Raw genomic sequence first — 20,975 nt, forward strand, 5'->3', positions numbered from 1 at the left:
CGAGTCTACGACTGCCGGAACCGTTGTTCGATCTCCTTCACCGCGGTAGCCGCGAGTTCTGCCGCGGCCGCTCGCGGTGAGGGCTTGTCGACGATCTTGGCGACGAGCCGGCGCATGGTCGTGCCGATCTTCGCGAACGCCGACTCGGCCGTGGCGTCGATGTCGCCGAACAGGGTCCACCACCACCAGGAGTTCGTGGCGGAGTTCGCGACGACGTCCGGGATGACCAACGCGTCGATCTTCGCCTCGGCCTCTGCCGTCACCGGCATGTTGGCGGCTTCGACGATCAGCTTGGCGTTGACCTGGTGCGCGTTGTCCTTGTCGATCGCGTAGCTGGTGGCGGCCGGGACCAGGACGTCCGCCTCGACGCCGAGCCAGCTGTCGCGGTCGAGTTCTCGATCTTCGGAGCGCAGTGTCGTCCGGTCGATGGCGCCGTGGGAATCCCGGGACAGCAAAAGGGTTTCCACATCGAGCCCATCAGGGTTTGCTATGACACCGTGGACGTCCGCGAGCCCGACGATCTTGACGCCGGCCTTGGCGAGGTAGCGGGCCGTGGCGCCGCCCATCGAGCCGAAGCCCTGCACGAACGCGGTGGGGTTGCTCAGGTGGAGATGCTCGATCCCCGCGAGCGCGGCCTCGGCGACGCCGTAGCCGCCGACCAGTTCATCCAGGCTGACGCCGTCGACGGTGACCGCGAAGGCGTTCGCGAGGCGTTCCCTGGCCTTCTGCTCGTCGTCCAGCAGCGGGTAGACCGCCTGGATGGACGACTGGAGGCCGATCTTCTCGATCGCCACGTCGATGGCCTGTTGCCGCAGCCCGAGGTCCTCCCCCATCGTCCAGAAGCGTTCGATGTAGGGCGACATGGCGTACAGGTACGACGTGAGGACCTCTTGCGCCCGTGGGTCGTAGGGGTCGAAGTCGATGCCGCCCTTCGCGCCGCCGAGCGGAACGTAACGCGCGCCGGGGTCGTAGTTGAGGGCCTCCTTGGCGGTCATCCCCTCCGCCAGGCCGCGGACCTCGTCGAGCGTGCAACCGGCACGCATGCGCAGACCCCCGCTGCTGACCCCGCGCACCAGCCGGTCGATGACGAGGTAGCCACGCGCTCCCGTCGCCGGGTCGATCCACGTGACCTGGAGATAACTCATCGAACGCGTCCCCTTGACTCGAGCGTGTGACCGGCGGTCCGAATAACTGACTGACGAATCAGTCAACCACTTGGAGGGCCCGTGAGCGAGGTACAGCCTCTCAGCGGAAACTGGCTGGGCGAACGCACCCACCTGCGCAAGTCGCTGCGCCGCGTCGACGTGACGTTCTACCTGCTCTGCACCCTCGTCGGCCTGGACACGATCGGCAGCGTCGCCGCGCACGGCCCTCAGGGGCTCGTCTGGATGGTGATCCTGGCGGTGGTGTTCTTCCTGCCGTACGGGTTCCTGACCACCGAGCTAGGCACGGCGTTCCCCGTCGAGGGAGGTCCCTACGTGTGGACCAAGCTCGCGTTCGGACGGCTCGCGGCCGGGGTGAACCAGGTCCTCTACTGGCTGTCCAACCCGCTGTGGATGGGCGGCACGCTGGCGATCATCGCCGTGACGACGTTCGAGACGTTCTTCCTGCCGCTGGGCATGGCGGGCAAGCACATCGCGGGTCTGGCGTTCATCTGGACCGGCGTTCTCGCCGTCGCGGCGTCGTTGCGGATCGGCAAGTGGGTACCCATCGCGGGTGCGTTCGCGCGGATCGTGCTGCTGGGGTTCTTCATGGTCTCGGTCGTCGTCTACGCGCTGAAGAACGGCGTACAACCGTTGTCCGAAGGCGATTTCGTGCCGACCTGGACGGGTTTCGTCGCGCTGGTGCCGGTGCTGATCTTCAACTACGTCGGCTTCGAACTCCCGTCGACCGCCACCGAGGAGATGACCGACCCGCAGCGCACCGTACCGTTCGCGATCCTGCGCGCGGGCATCGCGGCGTTTCTTCTCTACGGAGGGCCGATTCTCGGGATTCTGCTGGTGGTGCCGGCCTCGCGGATCCAGGGCCTGGGCGGGTTCATCGACGCCGCCAAACAGGTGCTGACCGTCTACGGCGGATCGGTTTCCTCCGACGGAACCGTCACCTTGACCGGCGCGGGTGCGGTACTGGGAAGCGTGTGCGCGGCCGGCTTGATCATCGGCGTGCTGACTTCCGGTGTCTCGTGGGCGATCGGCGCGCATCGGGCACAGGCCGTGGCGTGTGCGGACGGCGCCGGGCCCGCCTATCTGGGCCGATTGTCCCCGCGTCACGGCACTCCGTTGCGAGTGAACGTCCTGTCCGGACTGCTGGCGTCCGTAGTCCTGGTGACGGCACTGAACTTGTCCGGCGGCGACTCCGAGAAGTACTTCACCGCCGGGCTGGCGCTGGTGATCTCGACGACGTTCATCAGCTACCTGCTGACGTTCCCGTCGATGCTGGTGCTGCGCCGCCGGATGCCGGACGTTGAACGCCCGTTCCGCGCGCCTTTCGCCGTGCTGACAACGATTCTGACGACCGGCCTGGTCGGGTTCACCGTCGTGGTGCTGATCTGGCCGCCGGACCTGCCCACGGCGTTCGCGGGCGAACGGACGCAGTACACGCTGTCGCAGGTGGTTCCGCTGCTGATCGTGATCGGCCTCGGCTTCTTGTTCTACGCACTGGGTTCCCCGACCCGTGCTCGCGACGTCACCTCGACATCTGCATGAGGAACTCCGCGTTGCTCTGGGTCTTGCGCAACCCTTCGAGCAGCACGTCGATGTCGCGTTCGGACATGGCGCGGCGCATCGTGTCCGTGATGGCGAGCTCCTGCGGCCCGACCAGCAGGTCCGCCTTGCGGGTGCTGGACTGGTGAAGATCCACCGCGGGGTAGATCCGCTTCTGCGCGGCCTTGCGGTCGAGCTTCAGCTCGGCGTTGCCGGTGCTCTTGAGCTCCTCGAAGATCGCCGTGTCGGCCAGCGACCCGGTCTCGACGAGCGAGGTGGCGAAGATCGTGAGACTGCCACCGTCCTCGATGTTGCGAGCAGCACCGAGGAACTGCTTCGGCGGCGTCAGCGCCCTGGCGTCGATGCCACCGCTGAGAATGCGGCCACCGTTGGGCTGCGCGAGGTTGTAGGCACGCCCAAGCCGCGTCAACGAGTCGAGCAGGATCACGACGTCCTGCCCGTCCTCGACGAGCCGCTTGGCCCGCTCGACCGCGAGCTCGGCAACACGAATGTGCTCGTTGGGGTGCTCGTCGAAGGTCGAGGTGAACATCTCACCGGGAATCGTCTTGCGCATGTCGGTGACCTCTTCCGGCCGTTCGCCGACGAGCGCCACGATCAGGTGGACGTCCGGGTAGTTCTTGGCGATCGCCGCCGCGATCTGTTGCAACACAATGGTCTTGCCGGCCTTGGGCGGCGCGACGATCAGCGCACGCTGCCCCTTGCCGACCGGCATGACCAGGTCGATCGTGCGACTGGTGAGCTCGTTGGGATCGTGCTCCAACCGCAGCCGCTCGTTGGGATAGAGCGGCGTGAGGTCCTCGAACCGTGGCCGCTTGTGCGGCTTGCGCCCGTTGACCGTGTCAACGCTGATGAGCTTGTCGTTCTCGGCTTCACCGCTGATCTGGTCGCCGCGCCGCAGGTCGTGCTGCCGCACGAGACTCTGCGGAACCTGCGGCCCGTCAACGAGAAACGCCTTGTGGTTACGTACGTCGAGTACACCGATGTGCATCGGGTCTGTCCTTTCAGGAGGGTTGTTCGAGACGCGCTTCATCGACTCCGCGCACAGGGTGCGACGGGAGGAGAGCGCTGCAGATGCCGTCGATCCGACTGCATCTGATGTGTGGGTCCACCGGCGTGAGAAGCCGGGGGTGTTGGCTGCGGCGTTGTGATCGTCCAGCAGCTGATCGGAACTTACGTGCGCTTACCTGCGCACCGCCGGGTACAAACGGACTGTAGCAGAGAACGTCAACCGTCCGCTTGTTATTCCGCGCACTTCTTCCACGAGAGCCGGAACGTCGTGCTCACACTCGAGTCGGTCGAGTCCATGGTCATGAAACTGCCGCTCCCCTTGCCGGTGAGCTTCAGTTCGGTCTCGACGGTCAACGGCTTGCGATCCTTGCACGGCCCGTGCGCGACCCCGCTCGGCGTGTCGGTGACCTGCCAGTTGTCACTCATCGGCGCCTGATAGGTGTGGCTGGTGTGCCGCGTCGGAAACCCTGGGAACCAGTAGTCGTTGCGCACGACGCCCTTCGCCTTGTCCGTGAGGTGCGCGAAGCCGCGGTAGTCCGTCGCCGCGATGCCGTAGGTGTACCCGGCCGTGTGGTTGATCCTGAGAGCGATCGTGCAGCTGCTCTTGGCCTCGTTGCCGTTGCCCTGCACCAGGAAGTCGCTGTACGTGACCGTGAACGCCTCGTTGTCCTGGGACATGGCGACGTTCGTCGTGCCGGCCGGGCACCCGGACCCGCCGACGCTGACCACGTCGATCGTCACCGGGCCGGGCGGTGGCACGAGCGCTGCCAGCAGTGCCAGCACGACCAGCATCGAGGCCTCCTCACGTCACTGCGGAAGAACCTATCGAGGCCCGCAATCCGGCGAACGGCGCAGAGGCTCACGTACCTGCGCGTCATCCCCGTCGAGGCGAGGTGGGCTCATGCCACGCGTTGTCCGCCTTTGTCGTCCAACGGCTCCCCCGACGGGATGATCAGCGCGTCGACGGCCAGCACGCCGTCGGGCCCCACGCGCACGGGGTTGAGCTCGATCTCGGCGAGGTCCGGTCTGGCCACGAGCGTCTCGGAGATCTTCGCGATCACCTCGGACAACGAGGCCACGTCGACCGGCGGCGCGCCACGCGCGCCGGCCAGGAGCGGGGCGGAGACGAGGCGTGCCAGCATGTCCCGCGCGGTGGCGGGAGTCACGGGCGCGAGTTCGATCGCGGTGTCCCTGAACAACTCCGCGTGGATGCCACCCGCGCCGACGAGGATCACCGGGCCGAACGAGTGGTCCCGCTTCGCGCCGATGATCAGTTCGACGGTGTGCTCGCGCGTGTCCATCTCTTCGAGGACGTACTGGCCCGGACCTAGCCGCGCTCGCATCTCGTCGAACGCCGGCGCGGGGTCGGTGAGGTTGATCTTCACGGCGCCGTGTTCGCTCTTGTGGGCCAGCCAGTCGACCTTGAGAGCGAACGGGCCGTTGAGGGGTGTCGCCCTCACTTCGGCCGCAGATGTGACGGCGTGTGCCCTGGGGAACCGGACGAAGCCGAGCAGGTCGCGAGCCGCCAGGTAGCCCGGCGTGAAGGGGGCGACCGCAGCTCCTGGGTGGCCTGAGGCAGAAGGCGCGGTCGAGGCCGACTGGGCTTCGGACAGGCTCACGCAGGCGTCCCCTCCAGGGGGTCCCCCAAATTCAATTCTTCCAGCCTGCACCGACAGTTCCAGGCCGTCCGATGTGCGAGTGGACCGTTGATCAAGGGCCCCGAGCCGTGCCGCGTCACCGAGTGCGGCCACCGCGCGCTCGATCGTGTGCTGCACGGGCACGCCGCCTGCTCGCAACGTGCGTACCGCGGCGGAGTCCTCGCGCATGCTGTGCACGACCACGGGAACGCCGGTTTCCCTTGCCAGTGAACAGATCTGGACAGCGACGGCCACCTCGGGAGACTCCAGGGAGGGCGTGTCCTCTCCGTAGCTGCCGAAGTAGCCGGACAACACGACAGTGTCGACTTCGCCTCCGCGCACCAGCACCTCGACCGCGCGGGAGTAGTTCGCGAGGTCCTGCTCCCCCGCCCCGGCGAGGTCGATCGGGTTGCGTTTCGAGGCCCCCAGCGGCAGCCCGTCGACCGCGGACAACGTCGGCACCGTCAGCCCTGCCGCCGCCGCGAGATCCGCCGCGATCGCACCCTGCCCGCCCGAGTCGGAGATGACCCCGACCCTGCCCCCGCGGGGCAACCCAGACGTCAGCACCGCCGCCAGGTCGACCAGAGCCGCCGGCGTCGCCACCCGGACCGCTCCCGCGAGGCGACAGGCCGCGTCCACGACGTCCAAAGAGGACGTCAGAGCACCTGTGTGCGTGCGGGCGGCTTCCTGCGCGGCGACGGAGGATCCGACGGTCAGCAGCACCACGGGCTTGCCGGCCGCGCGCAGTTCCGACATCGCCGCCACGATCCCCGAGCCGAAGCTCTCCAGATAGAGCCCCACGACGGTGGTCAGGTCGTGGGAGACCAGGTCCAGCAACGCTTCCGTCGCCGTCACGTCCGCCTGGTTGCCGACCGAGACGAACCTCGAGATCCCGATGTCCGACGACGCCGCGAGCCCGGCGATCTCCAGCCCGACCTGCCCGCTCTGCGACACCACGCCGAGCGAGCCTGCCTGGAATCGGCCCCAGGCGAGGTGCAAAGACGTTGCCGCGTCGAACACTCCAAGGCAGTTCGGGCCGAGCAGCCGCGCGCCCGCGTCCCGGATCCGGCGGATGACGCGATCGTCGATTCCCGAGGTGATGCCGACGAAACCGCGTACGCCGACCGCCAAAGCCTCGTCCACCACCGCCGGCACATGGGCCGCGGGTACGGCGAGGACGACCAGTTCGGGGGCCTCGGCCAGTTCGGAGAGCGAGCGGACGGTGGGCTGCCCCAGAACGGCGCCGCCACCGCGGTTCACGAGGTGCACGGCGCGGCGGTCGTGGCCTACGAGGGCGCCTCGGGCGAGCCAGTGACCCCACTTGGAGGGGTCGTCGCTCGCACCTACCACGGCGACGGACGCGGGATCGGAGAAGATCATCTCTCACCGAGGCCGCGGGAGATGATCAGGCGCTGGATGTCCGAGGTGCCTTCTTCGATCTCTTCCAGCTTGGCGTCGCGCATCCAGCGCTCGACGGGGTACTCACGGGAGTATCCGTAGCCCCCCAACGTTTGCACGGCCGCATGCGTGCACCACATGGCGTTCTCCGACCCGACCAGTTTCGCCATCGCCGACTCCTGCGCCACCGCGTGGCCATCGTCGTACAGGGCAGCCGCACGCACGGTCAGCAGGTGCGAGGTGTCGACGCGCGTGGCCATGTCCGCGAGCCGGAACGCCACCGCCTGGTGCCGGATGATCGGCACCCCGAACTGCTCGCGGTCAACGGCGTAGGCGGAAGCGAAGTCCAGTGCGGCACGGGCGAGTCCCGTAGTGGCCGCGCCGATGAGGATGCGTGACGCGTCGAACGTCCGCATCAGGCCGGCGAACGCCTGCCCCTCCTCGCCGAGCCGGTTCTCCGCGGGCACGCGCACGTCACTGAGGAACACCTCGGCGTTGACGATCGCGCGCTGCCCCATCTTCTGGAACGGCGGCCCGACCGTCAGCCCCGGCGTGTCGCGCGGCACGACGAAAGCCGTGACACCACGCGACCTCAGCGACGGATCGACCGTCGCGAAGATCACGAACATCTCGGCGTAGGGGGCGTTGGAGATCCAGGTCTTCTGTCCTTTGAGGACGTACTCGTCACCCTCGCGCCGCGCCGAAGTCTGGATGCTCGCCGCGTCCGACCCGCTGCCGGGCTCGGTCACGGCGACGGCGGTGAGCGGTGGCTCCGCGGAGCCGAGTGGAGCGAGGAACCGCTCCTGCTGCTCGGGGGTGCCGAGGTGCTCGATCGGCGCGCTGAAGAAGCCGTTGGACGTGATCAGGTTGCCGATGCCGATGTCGCCGTGGCACAGCTCCTGCTGGATCAGCACCTGGGTCAGCAGGTCGGCGCCACCGCCGCCGAACTTCTCGGGGAGCATGAACGAGGTCAGCCCGAGCGCGGACGCCTTCTGCCACACGTCGAGCGGTGACTCGGTGTCCGCCTCGTCGACGGCACGCCCGCGTGGACGGATCTCCTTGGCCGCGAACTCCCTGGCCAGTTCTACGAACTGCTCCTGTTCGGCCGTGAGCCGCAGGCCGTCGCGGACGGTCCGCCCCATCTCGCACCCCTAAGTTGACTGACGAATCAGTTATTCTCGATCCATCGGGCAGCCTAGCTCTGTCGAGACGGGTCAGCAGGGTCGCGAACGGGTGACTACCAGGGCATATGGGGAACGGAGAACGGCCCCTCCGCGACGGCGAGACCGACCTACGGTGGCCCTGCCGAGGTGCTGATCACCTGCTTGGAGCAAACCACCACCTACGGGAACCGATGACGTCGCCCGTGCCAGGGTGTTCCCGTGGAGGTAACCATCACCTGCAAGGACTACGGGGACTCTCGAGTCCGCTTCTTCGACTGCGTGTACGAGGAAGGCCTTTCCAGCGTCGCGGCCACCATCGAGTTGCGCAGCTCCCGCGTCGTGGCGCTGATCGAGTGCACGGACGTGCGGCCCGAACTGCCGGACTTCCTGGAATCGCTCACCACGGCCGGAGGCAGCCAGCCGGTGTCGGCACTGCCGGAACTGGTCGTGACGGCAGAGGTGAGCGATGACGGAGCGGTCCGGCTGCAATGGGCCCTCCGGGAGACGGACGGCCATCACGGACACTCGACCGCGTCGGTCGACATCTGGCTGGACTCCCTCGACGACGTGAGGAACGTGGCAGCCGAGATCCGCGCGCTCCTGCCGGCCTAGGTCCGCAGGGCAGCACCGACGATCTCCAGGGCCTCCTGCCGCGAGAGGCCCAGCTCCGCGGACATCGCCGCGTACTGGGCCGCCGCCGCACGAACGCGTTCGCGGTTGCTGTCACCGTTCGCGCTGACCACGGTGCCGGCACGGCCCCGCGTCTCCACGAGGCCGGCCTCCTCCAGCTCACGGTAGGCGCGTGCCACCGTGTTCACGGCCAGGCCCAGGTCTTTCGCCAGGGCACGCACCGTTGGCAGCTTCGCGCCCACCGGCAGTTCTCGGTTCGAGATGGCGTGCGCGTAGTGCACGCGCACCTGCTCATAGGGAGGTGTCTCCCCCTGGTGGTCGATCTTCACTGCGCCCCATCCTCCCCGCATGTAGCTACTTCTGTATTGACCAACGGGAGAAAGCGGCGGAGGTTGCGGTCGATTCAGCGCAGATTGTTCTTCTCGGCTCCCATCTGCACGTAGAGCTTGCGCCAGCCCTGGTCGGCGTCGGTGGCGGTTTTGCCGTCGCAGTACGGTTTTGCGCCGTTCGACGTGTAGTAACGCAGCAGGGATAACGAGACGACGGTGTCCCAATTACCTTCGTCGAAGTACTCCTCCCCCGGCGTCTGCTCCTGGTGCTTCATGCAGGAGATGTCGGACTGCCGTTCGTCGTCGAACTGCGCGGTGGGGGCGCCTTCGGTGCCGCACGCGGCCAGGCCCAGGGCCAGGGCGGCCAGCACGATGAGCTTCTTCATGATCCTTCTCCTTTACTGACCGGCCAGCGCACGCGTGGCCAGACCGACTCCGACGAGCATCACCAGCGCCGCGGTGCCCAGCGGCGTGAAGTCCGCGAACCCGCGGAAGCGGGCCAGACGCGGCCCGAGGCGGTCCCGCAACGAGACCAGCAGCAGCCCGGCGGCGGTGAGCATCGCCGCCATGCCCAGGCCGTAGGCGAGCACCAGGACGACTCCGAACCAGGTGCGGCCGAGCGCGATGGCGCCCAGCAGCACCACCAGGGCCGAGGGGGACGGCACCAACCCTCCCGCCACCCCCATTCCGACGAGCCCCGCCCGGCGGCGCCCATGACCATGGCCGTGTCCGTGCCCATGTCCATGCCCGTGACCGCGTTCATGCCTTTCTTGGGCACGCTCACGTCCACGGGACAGCACCGCCGAGCGGAGCAGCACCCCTCCGATCACCGCGACCAGCAGACCGCTCGCGACGCCGAGCCAGCGCAACACCGACTCGCCCGCGATCGCGCTGGACGCACTGATCAGCAGCCCCAGCACCAGGACACCCGCTGTGTGGGTGATGGTGACGGTGGCGCCGACGAGGAGTGCGTCGCGGCGGGTTCCCCTCGAACCCGCCAGATAGGCGGCCATCACGGTCTTGCCGTGACCGGGCAGCGCCGCATGGGACGCGCCCAGCACCAGAGACAGCAGGACCGCACCGATCCCGACCACCGGGGTGAGATCACCCACCACTCCGACAGCCGCCTTCGTGGCTTCACCCAGAACACCAGGTGGGGTTACGACTGACCCCTCGCCTGGTTGTGCGAGGAACCGCACCGCCCGCACGTCCAGCGGCGACGAGAGCAGGTCGTCCGGGTACGTGCGCAGTTCGTTGCTGATCGTCTCGGCCGGCGCGCCGGACACAGCGATGTCGACGCCGACGACGGTGATCTCGCGCCAGCCGGGCTTGTCCTTGAGGTAGGAGTCGCTGAACGTCACCTCGACCTCCCCGCGCACCGGCAGCGGCGCGGCGTACTCGCAGGTCAGGCGCATCGTGGGCAGACCGGCCTCACCGGGCGGGCGCACGACGTCGGCGTCGCGCACCTCGAACCGCAGTTCCTGCTCGTCGGCCATCGCGTTCAACGACTTCGCGCGTTCCGTGCAGCGCTTGCGGGCGTCGACGAACTCCCGGTCCTGCAGCGTGGGGATCTCCGCACTGTCCACAACGGACCGCAGCTCGATCCGGTCCGCGAACACCCGCAGCCCGTCGTAGTGGTTCACGCTGAGGTTGCTCAGCGGGTGGGCCTGCGCCACGCCGCCCATCAGCAGCATTCCGAACAGCACCAACAGGAACACTCTCATCGCAGGCTCCCCAGAATCGCCTCACGGTGCCGCAGCACGGAAGGGTCTCGCCAGCCCAGAGCGACGGCTCTGTCCGAGTACGGCAGCGCTTCCGCGGACCGCTTGTTCACGTGCAGAGCCCAGGCGAGAGCATCAGCCGTGAAGACACTCTGCCGCTTCGCCCACTCCTTCTCCGCGAACCGCAACGCCTCGGCGGGGTCGCCGTGATCAGCGGAGATCAAAGCCGCCGTCAGGTCGTCACCACCCAACGCGCGTAGCTGCTGCAGCGCGAGGTCGTACTGCGCCCGAGCCTCGGCAGGCTTGCCCGCCTTGTCCAAGGCCTCGCCGTACCTCACCAGGTGTTCCGGCGATGGCACCTTCGACGCCAGCTCACGCGTGGCCTGGACGGACTCATCGGTCCGCCCGTCCAGCTTGTCCAGGTGGAGCCGGCAGAACGCGACCTCGTCCGGCGACGAAGCCGACTCCAGCGCCCGTTCCAGAGCCCCGCGCGCCTCGTCCAGACGGCCGCGCAACTCGAAGTGGTAGGCCGCGCGAGTGAACGACGCGACCCCTGGCCGGAGGTCCAGCATCCGTTGCAGCGCAACGGATTCACCCTCAGAGTCACCGAGCTGGGTCAAAGCGTCGACCAGCACGCCCTGCGCGGCAGCAGAGTCCGGCAACGCCGACACAGCGCGCTGACCCCAGTCACGAGCGGCAGCGAAGTCGTGCTGAGCGTTGGCGAGCGCACCACGCCCGATGAACGCCTCGCCGTTGCCGTCCGGCTTGAGCCGCAACGACTCGGTCAGCGCCTTCTCGGCACGGGGATAGTGCTGGGGGTCGAAGGTGACGCGGGCGAGCTCCACGTGCGTGGCCCCGAGCTGGGCCCAGGCAGCGGCGTCCTGCGGAGTTCGGCGGAGCTTGGCCTGCAACGACTCGGCGTTGCGCTGCAAAGAAGAGGTCTGCGTGGCGGCGGGTGCCGCCGCCTGCGGGGGAGCGCAGGCGGCGACAGCTAAAAGGGCAGCCAGCAGCGGAAGTGTTTTCCACATGGGAGGCACCCTCGTTCAGCGGGAGTTGACCGCCTGGTTGCTGGGCAGTCCGACGTACGGGAACCGATCTCCGAAGCGAACGTCGTTGCCGTTCACCCGGTCACCCTTCGCGAGCGCCGGCACGAGCTTGCCGGTCAGCGCCGCGCCGACCACCGCCTGGATCTCGATGTCCACGACGTCGTCGGTGAGCCTGCGCCCGTTCGGGAACCCCTGCAGGTCCCCGCCGAGCACGCCGAGCCGGTTGGGGTCGCGCGTCACCGGCGTGGACATGTTGAGCCGCAACATCTCCGACGGCTGGAACCTCTTCGGGTTCACGTCGGCGTTGTTCAGCTGGGAGTTGAGATCGGCCTTGATCGGGCCGCCCGCCTTCGTGGTGATGCCGGTCAGGAAGATCTCCACCAGGTCGGCGCGCGGCGTCTTCGGCGCGGGGATGCCGTAGATCGCCTGGATCAGCCGGGCCAGCTCCGGGTCGTTCACCCGGTCCAGCAACGCCTGGACCTTCGCGTCACCGACGGGTTCGAGCCCGTTGAACGCGTCCTTCAACGGCGCGGACGACACCACCTCGTTGACCAGCGGGTTGCCGAGCCTCGACACCTGCACGAAGTTGCCCTGCGGAGTTGCCCTGCCGGGGTCGAGCTTCAACGTGCGGCGCTCGGTGTCGCTCCACACGCCGATCACCGGGTTGCGCTTCGGGTCGCCCTTCAGCGCGAGCATGGTCTTGGGCACCTGGATGGCGATGGTGTTGACGTTGTAGCCCATCAGGGTGTCCTGGTTGACCTCCTTCAGGTTTCCGCCGTACAGGAGGTCGAACACCCGCAGGTCCAGGAAGAACGAGTCCTCGGACGGTCCGATGTAGACCTGGCCGCCACCGGGGATCTTCGCCGTGGCCTGGTCCCTGATCGCGCCGAAGTTCGGGAACGACGCCGGTCCGGTGTTCGACGGCGCCGCACGGCCGTCCTTCACGAGCTGGGTCGTCTTACCCTGCTCGACGAGTTCCATGGAGTAGTTCTGGCGGAACAACAGGTTGTCGTCGTTGATCGACGTGACCGGCCCGTTGTTGTAGAGGAAGGTGTTCGCCTTGCCCCGCCGGTCGTCCGTGCTGAACGTGATCCGGAACGTCTTGTCCGGCACCGCGTCGCCGTCCGCGTCGACGTTGATGTCGTACCGGGCGTCGGTGGCCCACGGGTAGAAGTTGGGCCCGCCGTTGGGTTCCTGCAACCCGAACCAGTTCGCGATGAGCGTGACCGTGTCGGGCTTGTCGGGGCTCGTGAAGGCGTACACGTCGGTGTTGTCGACAGCCGGGTCCGCCGCGATCAGTGGTGCCTCGCGGTGACTGGAGGCCTGCGCCGCCGGTATCGCCGCCGCCACCGCGACCACCGCCGCGGCGATCGCACCCCGGCGTAATCGCTGTCTGTTGCTACTTGGCATTGTCCTGCTCCCTTCCCACGGCGGGGATTCGGAGCAGGACGCCATCCGGTTCGGACTAATTTTTGGAGTTATTCGGCGGCTTTCGGCGCGACGACCGTGCCGCGGGCCCGCGTTACGACGATCGGCTCAGCCAGTACGTCTGCTGCCGAAGGTCCGCGTTCGGGCGCCGAACGGCACACCACACGTGCCTCGAACTCGATCTCACGCGACCGCTTCCCGATGCGCACCAACGTCGCCGAGGCCTCGACGACGTCGCCGGCCTGGATCGGCGCCGCGAACTCGACGGAGCTGTACCCCGCGAACAATCCCTCGTCGGAGTCCGTGTGGATGAGCAACTCGGTGGCGACGTCACCGAACATGCCGAGTCCGTACGCGCCGTCGACGAGATTGCCGCCGTAGTGCGCGTGCGAGTGCGGGACGTACCGGCGGTGCGTCACCGAAAATCCCTCGACCAAAGCTCCGCTCACGCGGCGACCCCCTTTTTCTCCTGCATCGCGTGCACCAGATAGCTCGCGACCTCGCCCGGCGTGGTACCCCGGGAGAACACTCGATCAACCCCCAGTTCGCCCGCCATCAACGGGTCGAACCGCGGACCGCCGGCCACCAGCAGCGGCCGCCGGTCCCCCATCGCCTCGCGGAACGCCGCCGACATCTCCTGCGTGTTCAGGATGTGCGCGTCCCGCTGGGTCACGACCTGGGAGATCAGCACCGCGTCGGCCTTCTCGGTGCGCGCGGACCGCACCAGTTCGGGCACGGAGACCTGGGCGCCGAGGTTCACGACCTTCAGCTCCCGGTAGTACTCCAAGCCCTTCTCGCCCGCGAAGCCCTTGATGTTGAGGATCGCGTCGATGCCGACCGTGTGCGCGTCGGTGCCGATGCACCCGCCGACGACGACCAGCTTGCGCCGCAACACCTTCTTCAAAGCCGAGTTGACTTCGGAAGGGCTGAGCAACGGGTACTCGCGCTCGACGACCTTGACGTCGTCCAGGTCCACCAGGTGCTTCACCGAGCCGTAGACGACGAAGAACGTGAAGTCGGCGCCGATGGGGTTCGAGTGGACCACCATCGCGGGGTCCATGCCCATCTTGTTCGCGAGCTGCAGCGCCGCGCCGTCCGCCCTGGGGCCGAAGGGAATCGGCAGCGTGAACGACGTCTGGATCATGCCGTCACCGGTGGTGTCACCGTACGGCCGCACGTACCTCTTGGCGTCAGACATCGTGGGCCTCCAGCATCTCCGAAGCCGGGTTGAAGTACTCAGGCGCCTTCTCGACCACGCCGTCCGCGCCCTTGCCCTTGTCCGCAGGACGCTTCATCAGGCCGAACGTGCCGTCCGCGATGGCGTTGAGCAGGCCGTCGTCGACGATGCGTTCGAGGAGATCGACGGCCTCGCCGAGCACCTGGTGCGCGCGCTTGACGATCAGGCCGTCCGGGGAGGGCCGGAAGTCCTCTGCCAGGCTGCCCGCCGCGTTCAGCACGTACCGGACGTTCTTCAGAGCAAGGTCGCGGTCCGACAGGAACGGTGTCACGACGGCCTCGGTCATCATGCCGACGAGCAGAATGGACTGTCCTGTCAGGACACCCGCGAGGTTGAAGAACCCGTCCAGCAGATAGCCGTCGAAGACATCGCCGGTCATGTGCTTGGTCGGCGGCATCCACTTCAACGGCGCGTCCGGGAACAGTTCGCGGGCCAGCAACGCGTGCGCGAGTTCGAGCCGGAACGAGTCGGGCACCTTCGGGTTGATCTCGAACGCGTGGCCGAGGCCCAGCAGGTGGTCGGGCAGTCCCGCCTCGTGGGCGAAGTGCTCGTTGAGGAGCTGGGAGACCGTGACGGTGTGCGCGGCGTCGACGGCGTCCGCGGTGGTGAGGTAGTTGTCCTCGCCGGTGTTGATGATGATGCCGGCGCGCGCGTGCACCTGACGCGAGAAGCGCTGGTCGACGAACGTGCGGATCGGGTTGATGTCGCGGAACAGGATGCCGTACATCGAGTCGTTCAGCATCATGTCCAGGCGCTGAAGTCCTGCCAGGACAGCGATCTCCGGCATGCACAGACCGGACGCGTAGTTGGTCAGCCGCACGTACCGGCCGACCTCCTTCGACACGTCGTCGAGCGCCGCGCGCATGATCCGGAAGTTCTCCTGCGTGGCGTACGTGCCCGCGAACCCGTGGTGCGTGGCGCCTTCCGGCACGTAGTCGAGGAGCGACTGACCGGTCGAACGGATCACCGCGATGATGTCGGCGCCCGCGCGGGCCGCGTTCTGAGCCTGGATGACGTCCTCGTCGATGTCACCGGTCGCGACGATCAGGTAGATCCACGGCCGTTGCGCGGGATCACCCCACTTGGTGATCAGCTTGTCGCGCTGGGCCCGGTTGCGGTCGACCGCCTTGAGCCCCTTGGACACCGCGGACGTGGACGCCTTGCGCGCTGCCGTCAGGTCCTTGCCGGTGGGGATCTTGAACTGGATCTGGCCCGCGGCGGTGGCCTCGGCGAGTTCGGTGAGGGTGCCGAGGTTGTGTTCACGCAGCGCGTGGAACGCGGGCAGCACCACGCCGTGCTCCAGCCCGCACTGCTCGCGGACCGTGTCGATCACGCGGTTGACCCACGGGACGTCACCGGCGCGGTGCGTGGAGTCCGCACCGGTGATGCCTGCCAGGCGAAGTGTGGCGCGCTCGACGGCGACGGTGGTGTGCGCCTTCGCGAGGGACACCACCGGTTCGGCCGCCCGCGCCGCGAGCTTGCGCGCGGTGGCGACGACCTTGGGATCGAGGTCGAGCAACGCCATGAGTCACTTCCTCTCGTAAATCGTCCGGCCGTTGAGAACGGTCCGCACGCAGACGGGCGCGGGACCGGTGAGATCGGGCAGTCCGGGCACGCCGGAACGCGGGTCGGTCGACCAGCGCTGCACCCGTGCGTCCGAGCCGGCGACGACGAGGTCACCGGTCTCCCACACCGCGTACGTCGCGGGCGCGCCGGGCTGAAGCGTGCCGGTCAGGCCGTCGTTCACGCCCGCCGCACGCCAGCCGCCACGGGTGTGGGCGGTGAAGGCGGCACGCGGGGAGACGCCGTGGCCTTCGGTCCTGTGGTGGACGGCAGCTTTCACCGCAGCCCACGGGTCGATGGCGGTCACCGGGGTGTCCGAGCCGAACGCAAGCGCGACACCCGCCGCCGCCAGACGTGAAAAGGGATTCAGCCCCACACCGCGCTCGGCGCCGAGTCGCTGGACGTACATCCCAGTCGGACCGCCCCATTCGGCGTCGAACAGCGGCTGGACGGAGGCGACAACGCCCCACCCGGCGAGTTTCTCCGCCTGCTCCTTCGAGACCATCTCGACGTGTTCGAGGCGGTGTCGGGCGGAGGCGAGTTCGGGGGTGCCGAGTGCCTTCTCCGCGATCTCGAAACCTTCAATCACGGCGGCCATGCCCGCGTCGCCAATGACGTGGAACCCCGCCTGCACCCCCAGTTCGGTGCACTTGACCAGGTGATCGGCGATCTGCGGTCCGTCCAGGTAGAGGGCTCCCGACGTGGCGGCGTCGGTGTAGGGCTCCGTCAACGCGGCGGTGCGGGAGCCGATCGCGCCGTCGACGAAGTGATCGCCGGCGAGTCCGCGCACGGGAACGGAAGGCAGGTCGTGGGCACCCCAGTAGGCCACCACCTCGGGGCCCTCGGTGTGGGCGAGCAGTTCGCGCAGGTCGTCCTCGCCGGAGATGTCCGGTCCGGCGCACTCGTGCACGGACGCGATGCCTTTCGACGCCGCGTGACGCAGGAACGTCAGTTGTGCGGCGGCGCGCTGTTCGGGCGTGATGGCGGCCTTCGCCGTGCCTCGCACAAGGTGGTGCGCGGCACGCGAGAGAGGGCCGTCCGCGGAGAAGCCATCGGCGGTGCGGGCTTCGTCGGTGATCAGGTCCGAGGAGACCAACGCCGAGTGCACGTCGATGCGCGACAGGTACACCGTCTTGTCCTGGGCGGCCTCGTCGATCTCGGCACGCGTCGGCGGGCGGTTCTCCTGCCAGCGCGTCTCGTCCCACCCGTGACCCCACACGAGGGGGCCCTCGGCGGCGCGCACCTTCTCCAGCAGTTCGTCCACAGAGGACGTCTTCGTCAGGTCGAGGCCGGTCAGGAGCAGGCCGGCGGACGTGGCGTGCACGTGCGCGTCGACGAACGCGGGCGCGACGAAGGCGCCGTCGAGCTCGATGACCTCGGCGTCCGGGTGCAGCGCACGCCCGACCGAGTCCTGTCCGATCCACACGACGACACCGTCCGTGACGGCCATCGCCGTCGCATCCGGTGCGTAGATGCGGCCGCCGACCAAAAGTTGCGTACTCACGTCACGCAGTCTGCCGTTGCTCGAACAGGGCCCGCACACCCGCCCGCGTCCGGACCAGGTCCAACGCGAACTGGGCGTGACCAGGCACATATCCGTTGCCGACGATCATCTCCACGTCCGCGGCCAGACCCTCCGCTCCCAAAGCGGCGGCACTGAACGAGGTCGCCATCGAGAAGAAGATCACCGTCCCGCCGTCCGCGGTCGCGAGGATGGCGCCGTGCTCGCACCCCGGCACGTCCACACACACGACCGTGACGTCGACCTTCTTGCCCACGGCCTCCGCCACGGCCACAGGGTTGCGTGCGTCCGCGATCACGACCTCGTCCGCGAGGCCCGACTCACGCACCTGCGCGGCCTCACGTTCGGTCGGCACCAACGCGACGAGGCGCGACGCACCGGCCTGACGCGCGGCCGCAAGAGAGAGCGACCCGGACTTGCCGCCACCGCCGAGCACCAGCACCGACCCACCAGGATGCTTGCGCACCACACGGTCGGTCAGTGCCGGTGCACCGCACACGTCGAGCACAGACAGCGCCAGCTCAGCAGGCATGTCGTCCGGCAGCACGGCCGCGATGGACCGCCCGAACAGCACCGCGGTCCCCCGGCACGGCACCTGCTCGTCCTCGCCGTCCCAGTCCTGCAGGCCGTCGTTGATCCGCAGCGGCGTGAGCGTGAGGCTGACCAGCGTCGCGATCCGGTCGCCGGCCTTGAGCCCGAGCGGCGACTCCGGCCCCACCTCGAGGACGGTGCCGAGCAGCATGCCGCCCGAGCCGGTGACGGGGTTCTGCATCTTGCCGCGCTCGCCGACGATGTCGAGCACGGCCTGCTTGACCGCCGCACCGCTGCCATGCTGCTCCCTGAGCTGCCGGAACGACGCCGCGTCCAGGTTGAGCCGCTCGACCGCGACGATCACCTCGTCGGGGGCGGGCACGGGTTCCGCGTCGAGCCGCCACGCCTGCTGCGGCAGGACACCGGCAGGTTCGAGGACGCGGTGCAGTCCGTACGCGCTCACGCGAAAATCCTTCGGTCGACGACGCTGTCTCGAAGATATCTTCACGTGAAGCGTAAAGATTACGCAAGCATCACTCGGTAACCAGGCGGAACCAACGGCAGTCGTACGGTGCGAGGTCGACCTTGGCGCCGATCTTCGCGGGCTTCACGGAACCGCCGGTGAACAGGTCCGTGAGCACCCCTTCGGCCGGAACCCGCACGGTGACCTCCTGGTCCGTGAAGTTGTGCACGGCGATCACCGAGCCGCCGTCGCAGTCCGCGCGGTGCGCGAACACGGTCGGATCACCGACGTCGAGCACCTTCACCTCGCCCCACGCCAGCTCCGGGCACTCCCGATAGCGCTCGATCAGGAGCCGCATCCACGTCAGCAACGAGTCGGGGTCGTGGCGCTGCTCCCCCGCGGCCTCCCAGTCCATCGGCACGCGCACCGCCAGCCTGCCCTCGAGCGACAGGTCCTCCTCCAGCCCGATCTCCTCGCCGTAGAACAGCACCGGCGTCCCCGGCAGCGTGAAGAGCAGGCTGTAGACCATGCGGATGCGGCGCTGGTCGCCGTCGAGCATGCCGGGCAGCCGCCGGCGCAGACCGCGGCCGTAGAGCTGCATCTTCGGGTCAGGACCGAAGGCGTCGAAGACCTCCTGGCGTTCGTCCATCGGCAGCTTGTCCAGGGTCAGTTCGTCGTGGTTGCGGACGAACGTCGCCCAGTGGCCGTCGCGCGGCGGTTGTGGACGTTCCTGCAGGGCCTTGGTCATCGGGCCGGTCGACTGCCGTGCCAGTGCCAGGTACATCGCCTGCATGCCGACGAAGTCGAAGCACATCGTCAGCTCGTCGCCGACGCCCTGGCCGTAGAAGGCCATCGTGTCCTTGTACGGCAGGTTGACCTCGCCCAGCAGGACGGCCTCGCCGTTGCGGCGGTTGAGGAACGCCCGCAGGTCGGTCAGGTAGTCGTGCGGATCGGGCAGCGAGACGGCGTCGAGCGGGTCGTTGTGCTCCAGCAGGAACGGGACGGCGTCCACGCGGAAGCCGCTCAGGCCCAGTTCCATCCAGAAGCCCATGATGCGGGCGATCTCGTCGCGCACCTCGGGGTTGGAGACGTTGAGGTCGGGCTGGTGCTTGTAGAAGCGGTGCAGGTAGTACCTGCCGACCTCCTCCGAGTACTCCCAGAGGCTGTTCTCCTTGTCGGGGAACGTGATTCCCTGCGGTCCGTCGCTCTGGGGCTCGTCGGCCCAGACGTACCAGTCGCGTTTCGACGGGTCGTGGAACCACGGGTGCTCGTCGGACGTGTGGTTCACGACGAGGTCGGCGATCACGCGCATGCCACGGTCCCGTGCGGCGCGTACGAACTCCACGAAGTCGCCCAGCGAACCCAGCCGTGGGTCGACGCCGTAGAAGTCGGTGATGTCGTAGCCGTCGTCTCGTTCAGGGGTCGGGTAGAACGGCATCAGCCACACACACGTGACGCCCAAGGCGTGGAGGTGGTCGATGCGTTCGGTGGCGCCGCGGAAGCCGTCGCTGGAGAACGTCTCCACGTCCAGGCAGTACAGAACGGCGTTCTTCCACCAGACGTCGGACGTGCGGATCACGCGGTCACCTCCGGTAACACGTGCTCGCCGAACGCGTCGACGAACGGGATCAGGTCCTGGCCGACGTGGTGCAGGTAGATCTCTTCAAAGCCGAGGTCCGCGTACGTCCGCAGCTGTTCGGCGTGCCACTTCAGGTCCGCGGACACGTTGACGACCTCGGCGACCTGCTCCGGCGTGACGTGCTCGGCGACCACGTCGAAGTGCTCGGCCAGTTCGAGGTCCCAGCACACGGGTGGGCGGAACACGTTGCTGCGCCACTGTTCGTGCGCGATCGCGAGAGCCGTGTCGTCGTCATCGGCCCAGCTCAGATGCACCTGCAGGTGGAGCTTGCCCCTGCCGCCGGCGTCCCGGTAGGCGTCCGCGACCTCGCGCAGCCGCTCCGGGGAGGCGTTGACGGTGATCAGCCCGTCCGCCCACTCGGCACACCAGCGGGCCGTCTCCGTGCTCACGGCGGCGCCGATCAGCAGGGGCACCTCGTCCGGCAACGTCCACAGCTTCGCGCGGTCGACCGTGACCAGGCCGTCGTGGCTGACCTCCTCGCCCGAGAGCAGCGCACGGATCACGTCGACGCACTCGCGCAGCCGGGCCGTGCGGACGTCCTTGCGGGGCCATCCGTCGCCGGTGATGTGCTCGTTGCTGGCCTCGCCGGTGCCGAGCGCCGCCCAGAACCGGCCGGGGTTCATCGCGGCGAGGGTGCCGATCGCCTGGGCGGTGATCGCCGGGTGGTAACGCTGTCCCGGGGCCGTGACCACGCCGAACGGGAGGTCGGTGGCCTGCAGTGCCGCACCGAGCCAGGACCAGGCGAACCCGGACTGCCCCTGGCGCGCGCTCCAGGGCGAGAAGTGGTCCGAGCTCATCGCCGCGCCGAACCCCGCCTCCTCCGCCCTGCGCACGGCGGTGAGGAGGTCGGCGGGATGTATCTGCTCGTGTGAGGCGTGTATGCCGTAGACCGTCATGCGCCTCAGGTACCCACAGAAGAAGTTCTGGAAAAGCTTTG

General features: G+C 68.2%; 19 protein-coding genes. 2 read left to right on the forward strand and 17 right to left on the reverse strand.

Annotation, left to right across the window (positions count from 1 at the left end):
- Window positions 1-5 precede the first annotated feature (5 nt).
- Window positions 6-1,145, reverse strand: a complete 1,140-nt coding sequence (locus OG205_RS15615; RefSeq protein WP_330276966.1) for a Glu/Leu/Phe/Val dehydrogenase dimerization domain-containing protein — start codon at window positions 1,143-1,145, stop codon at window positions 6-8.
- Window positions 1,146-1,226: 81 nt separating this feature from the next.
- Between OG205_RS15615 and OG205_RS15620 the strand changes: the two genes are divergently transcribed.
- Complete coding sequence (locus tag OG205_RS15620) at window positions 1,227-2,705, forward strand: APC family permease (RefSeq protein ID WP_330276967.1); 1,479 nt, start codon at window positions 1,227-1,229, stop codon at window positions 2,703-2,705.
- Here the strand turns inward: OG205_RS15620 and rho are convergent.
- From rho to OG205_RS15640, 4 genes are all read right to left on the reverse strand, one after another.
- Window positions 2,686-3,711: a transcription termination factor Rho gene (gene rho, locus OG205_RS15625; protein WP_330276968.1), complete on the reverse strand. Its 1,026-nt coding sequence runs from the start codon at window positions 3,709-3,711 to the stop codon at window positions 2,686-2,688. The two genes, OG205_RS15620 and rho, sit on opposite strands and share 20 nt — an antisense overlap.
- Before the next feature lie 251 nt (window positions 3,712-3,962).
- The gene (locus tag OG205_RS15630) at window positions 3,963-4,523 is read right to left on the reverse strand and encodes a DUF4360 domain-containing protein (RefSeq protein WP_330276969.1); all 561 of its coding nucleotides are present in this window, start codon (window positions 4,521-4,523) and stop codon (window positions 3,963-3,965) included.
- Between the two features lie 107 nt (window positions 4,524-4,630).
- Entirely contained in the window at window positions 4,631-6,748 is a 2,118-nt protein-coding gene (locus tag OG205_RS15635; RefSeq protein WP_330276970.1) for an acetate--CoA ligase family protein, read from the reverse strand.
- Window positions 6,745-7,908 (reverse strand): acyl-CoA dehydrogenase family protein, encoded by a 1,164-nt coding sequence (locus OG205_RS15640; RefSeq protein ID WP_330276971.1) that lies wholly within the window; start codon window positions 7,906-7,908, stop codon window positions 6,745-6,747. The genes OG205_RS15635 and OG205_RS15640 overlap by 4 nt, the downstream gene beginning before the upstream one ends.
- Before the next feature lie 240 nt (window positions 7,909-8,148).
- Here OG205_RS15640 and OG205_RS15645 point away from each other — a divergent pair, with 240 nt between their 5' ends.
- A complete protein-coding gene (locus OG205_RS15645; RefSeq protein ID WP_330276972.1) occupies window positions 8,149-8,541 on the forward strand; it encodes a DUF6228 family protein in 393 nt (130 codons plus the stop codon).
- Here OG205_RS15645 and OG205_RS15650 read toward each other — a convergent pair.
- From OG205_RS15650 to OG205_RS15705, 12 genes are all read right to left on the reverse strand, one after another.
- On the reverse strand, window positions 8,538-8,909 hold the full coding sequence (locus OG205_RS15650) for a GntR family transcriptional regulator (RefSeq protein WP_442916782.1): 372 nt from the start codon (window positions 8,907-8,909) through the stop codon (window positions 8,538-8,540). The genes OG205_RS15645 and OG205_RS15650 overlap by 4 nt on opposite strands.
- A 53-nt stretch (window positions 8,910-8,962) precedes the next feature.
- Window positions 8,963-9,274, reverse strand: coding sequence for a hypothetical protein (locus tag OG205_RS15655; RefSeq protein ID WP_330276974.1), 312 nt, complete (start codon window positions 9,272-9,274; stop codon window positions 8,963-8,965).
- 12 nt (window positions 9,275-9,286) lie between these two features.
- The gene (locus tag OG205_RS15660; protein ID WP_330276975.1) at window positions 9,287-10,612 is read right to left on the reverse strand and encodes a nickel/cobalt transporter; all 1,326 of its coding nucleotides are present in this window, start codon (window positions 10,610-10,612) and stop codon (window positions 9,287-9,289) included.
- A complete protein-coding gene (locus OG205_RS15665; RefSeq protein WP_330276976.1) occupies window positions 10,609-11,637 on the reverse strand; it encodes a tetratricopeptide repeat protein in 1,029 nt (342 codons plus the stop codon). Before OG205_RS15665 ends, OG205_RS15660 begins: the two co-directional genes overlap by 4 nt.
- Before the next feature lie 15 nt (window positions 11,638-11,652).
- Window positions 11,653-13,065 carry a DUF4331 domain-containing protein gene (locus OG205_RS15670; protein WP_330276977.1) on the reverse strand — a complete coding sequence of 471 codons (1,413 nt, stop codon included), beginning with the start codon at window positions 13,063-13,065 and terminating at the stop codon, window positions 11,653-11,655.
- Between the two features lie 68 nt (window positions 13,066-13,133).
- Window positions 13,134-13,532 (reverse strand): hotdog fold domain-containing protein, encoded by a 399-nt coding sequence (locus tag OG205_RS15675; RefSeq protein ID WP_191297440.1) that lies wholly within the window; start codon window positions 13,530-13,532, stop codon window positions 13,134-13,136.
- A complete protein-coding gene (locus OG205_RS15680) occupies window positions 13,529-14,281 on the reverse strand; it encodes an OAM dimerization domain-containing protein (RefSeq protein ID WP_330276978.1) in 753 nt (250 codons plus the stop codon). Before OG205_RS15680 ends, OG205_RS15675 begins: the two co-directional genes overlap by 4 nt.
- Window positions 14,274-15,845, reverse strand: a complete 1,572-nt coding sequence (locus tag OG205_RS15685; protein WP_330276979.1) for a lysine 5,6-aminomutase subunit alpha — start codon at window positions 15,843-15,845, stop codon at window positions 14,274-14,276. Before OG205_RS15685 ends, OG205_RS15680 begins: the two co-directional genes overlap by 8 nt.
- Window positions 15,846-15,848: 3 nt before the next feature.
- Window positions 15,849-17,396, reverse strand: a complete 1,548-nt coding sequence (locus OG205_RS15690) for an amidohydrolase (protein WP_330278168.1) — start codon at window positions 17,394-17,396, stop codon at window positions 15,849-15,851.
- A complete protein-coding gene (locus OG205_RS15695) occupies window positions 17,389-18,399 on the reverse strand; it encodes an L-erythro-3,5-diaminohexanoate dehydrogenase (RefSeq protein WP_330276980.1) in 1,011 nt (336 codons plus the stop codon). Before OG205_RS15695 ends, OG205_RS15690 begins: the two co-directional genes overlap by 8 nt.
- Before the next feature lie 70 nt (window positions 18,400-18,469).
- On the reverse strand, window positions 18,470-19,978 hold the full coding sequence (locus tag OG205_RS15700; protein ID WP_330276981.1) for an alpha-amylase family protein: 1,509 nt from the start codon (window positions 19,976-19,978) through the stop codon (window positions 18,470-18,472).
- Entirely contained in the window at window positions 19,975-20,934 is a 960-nt protein-coding gene (locus tag OG205_RS15705; protein ID WP_330276982.1) for a TIGR03885 family FMN-dependent LLM class oxidoreductase, read from the reverse strand. The genes OG205_RS15700 and OG205_RS15705 overlap by 4 nt, the downstream gene beginning before the upstream one ends.
- Window positions 20,935-20,975 lie beyond the last annotated feature (41 nt).

The organism is Lentzea sp. NBC_00516 (assembly GCF_036346835.1).
GTDB classification, from domain to species: domain Bacteria; phylum Actinomycetota; class Actinomycetes; order Mycobacteriales; family Pseudonocardiaceae; genus Lentzea; species Lentzea sokolovensis.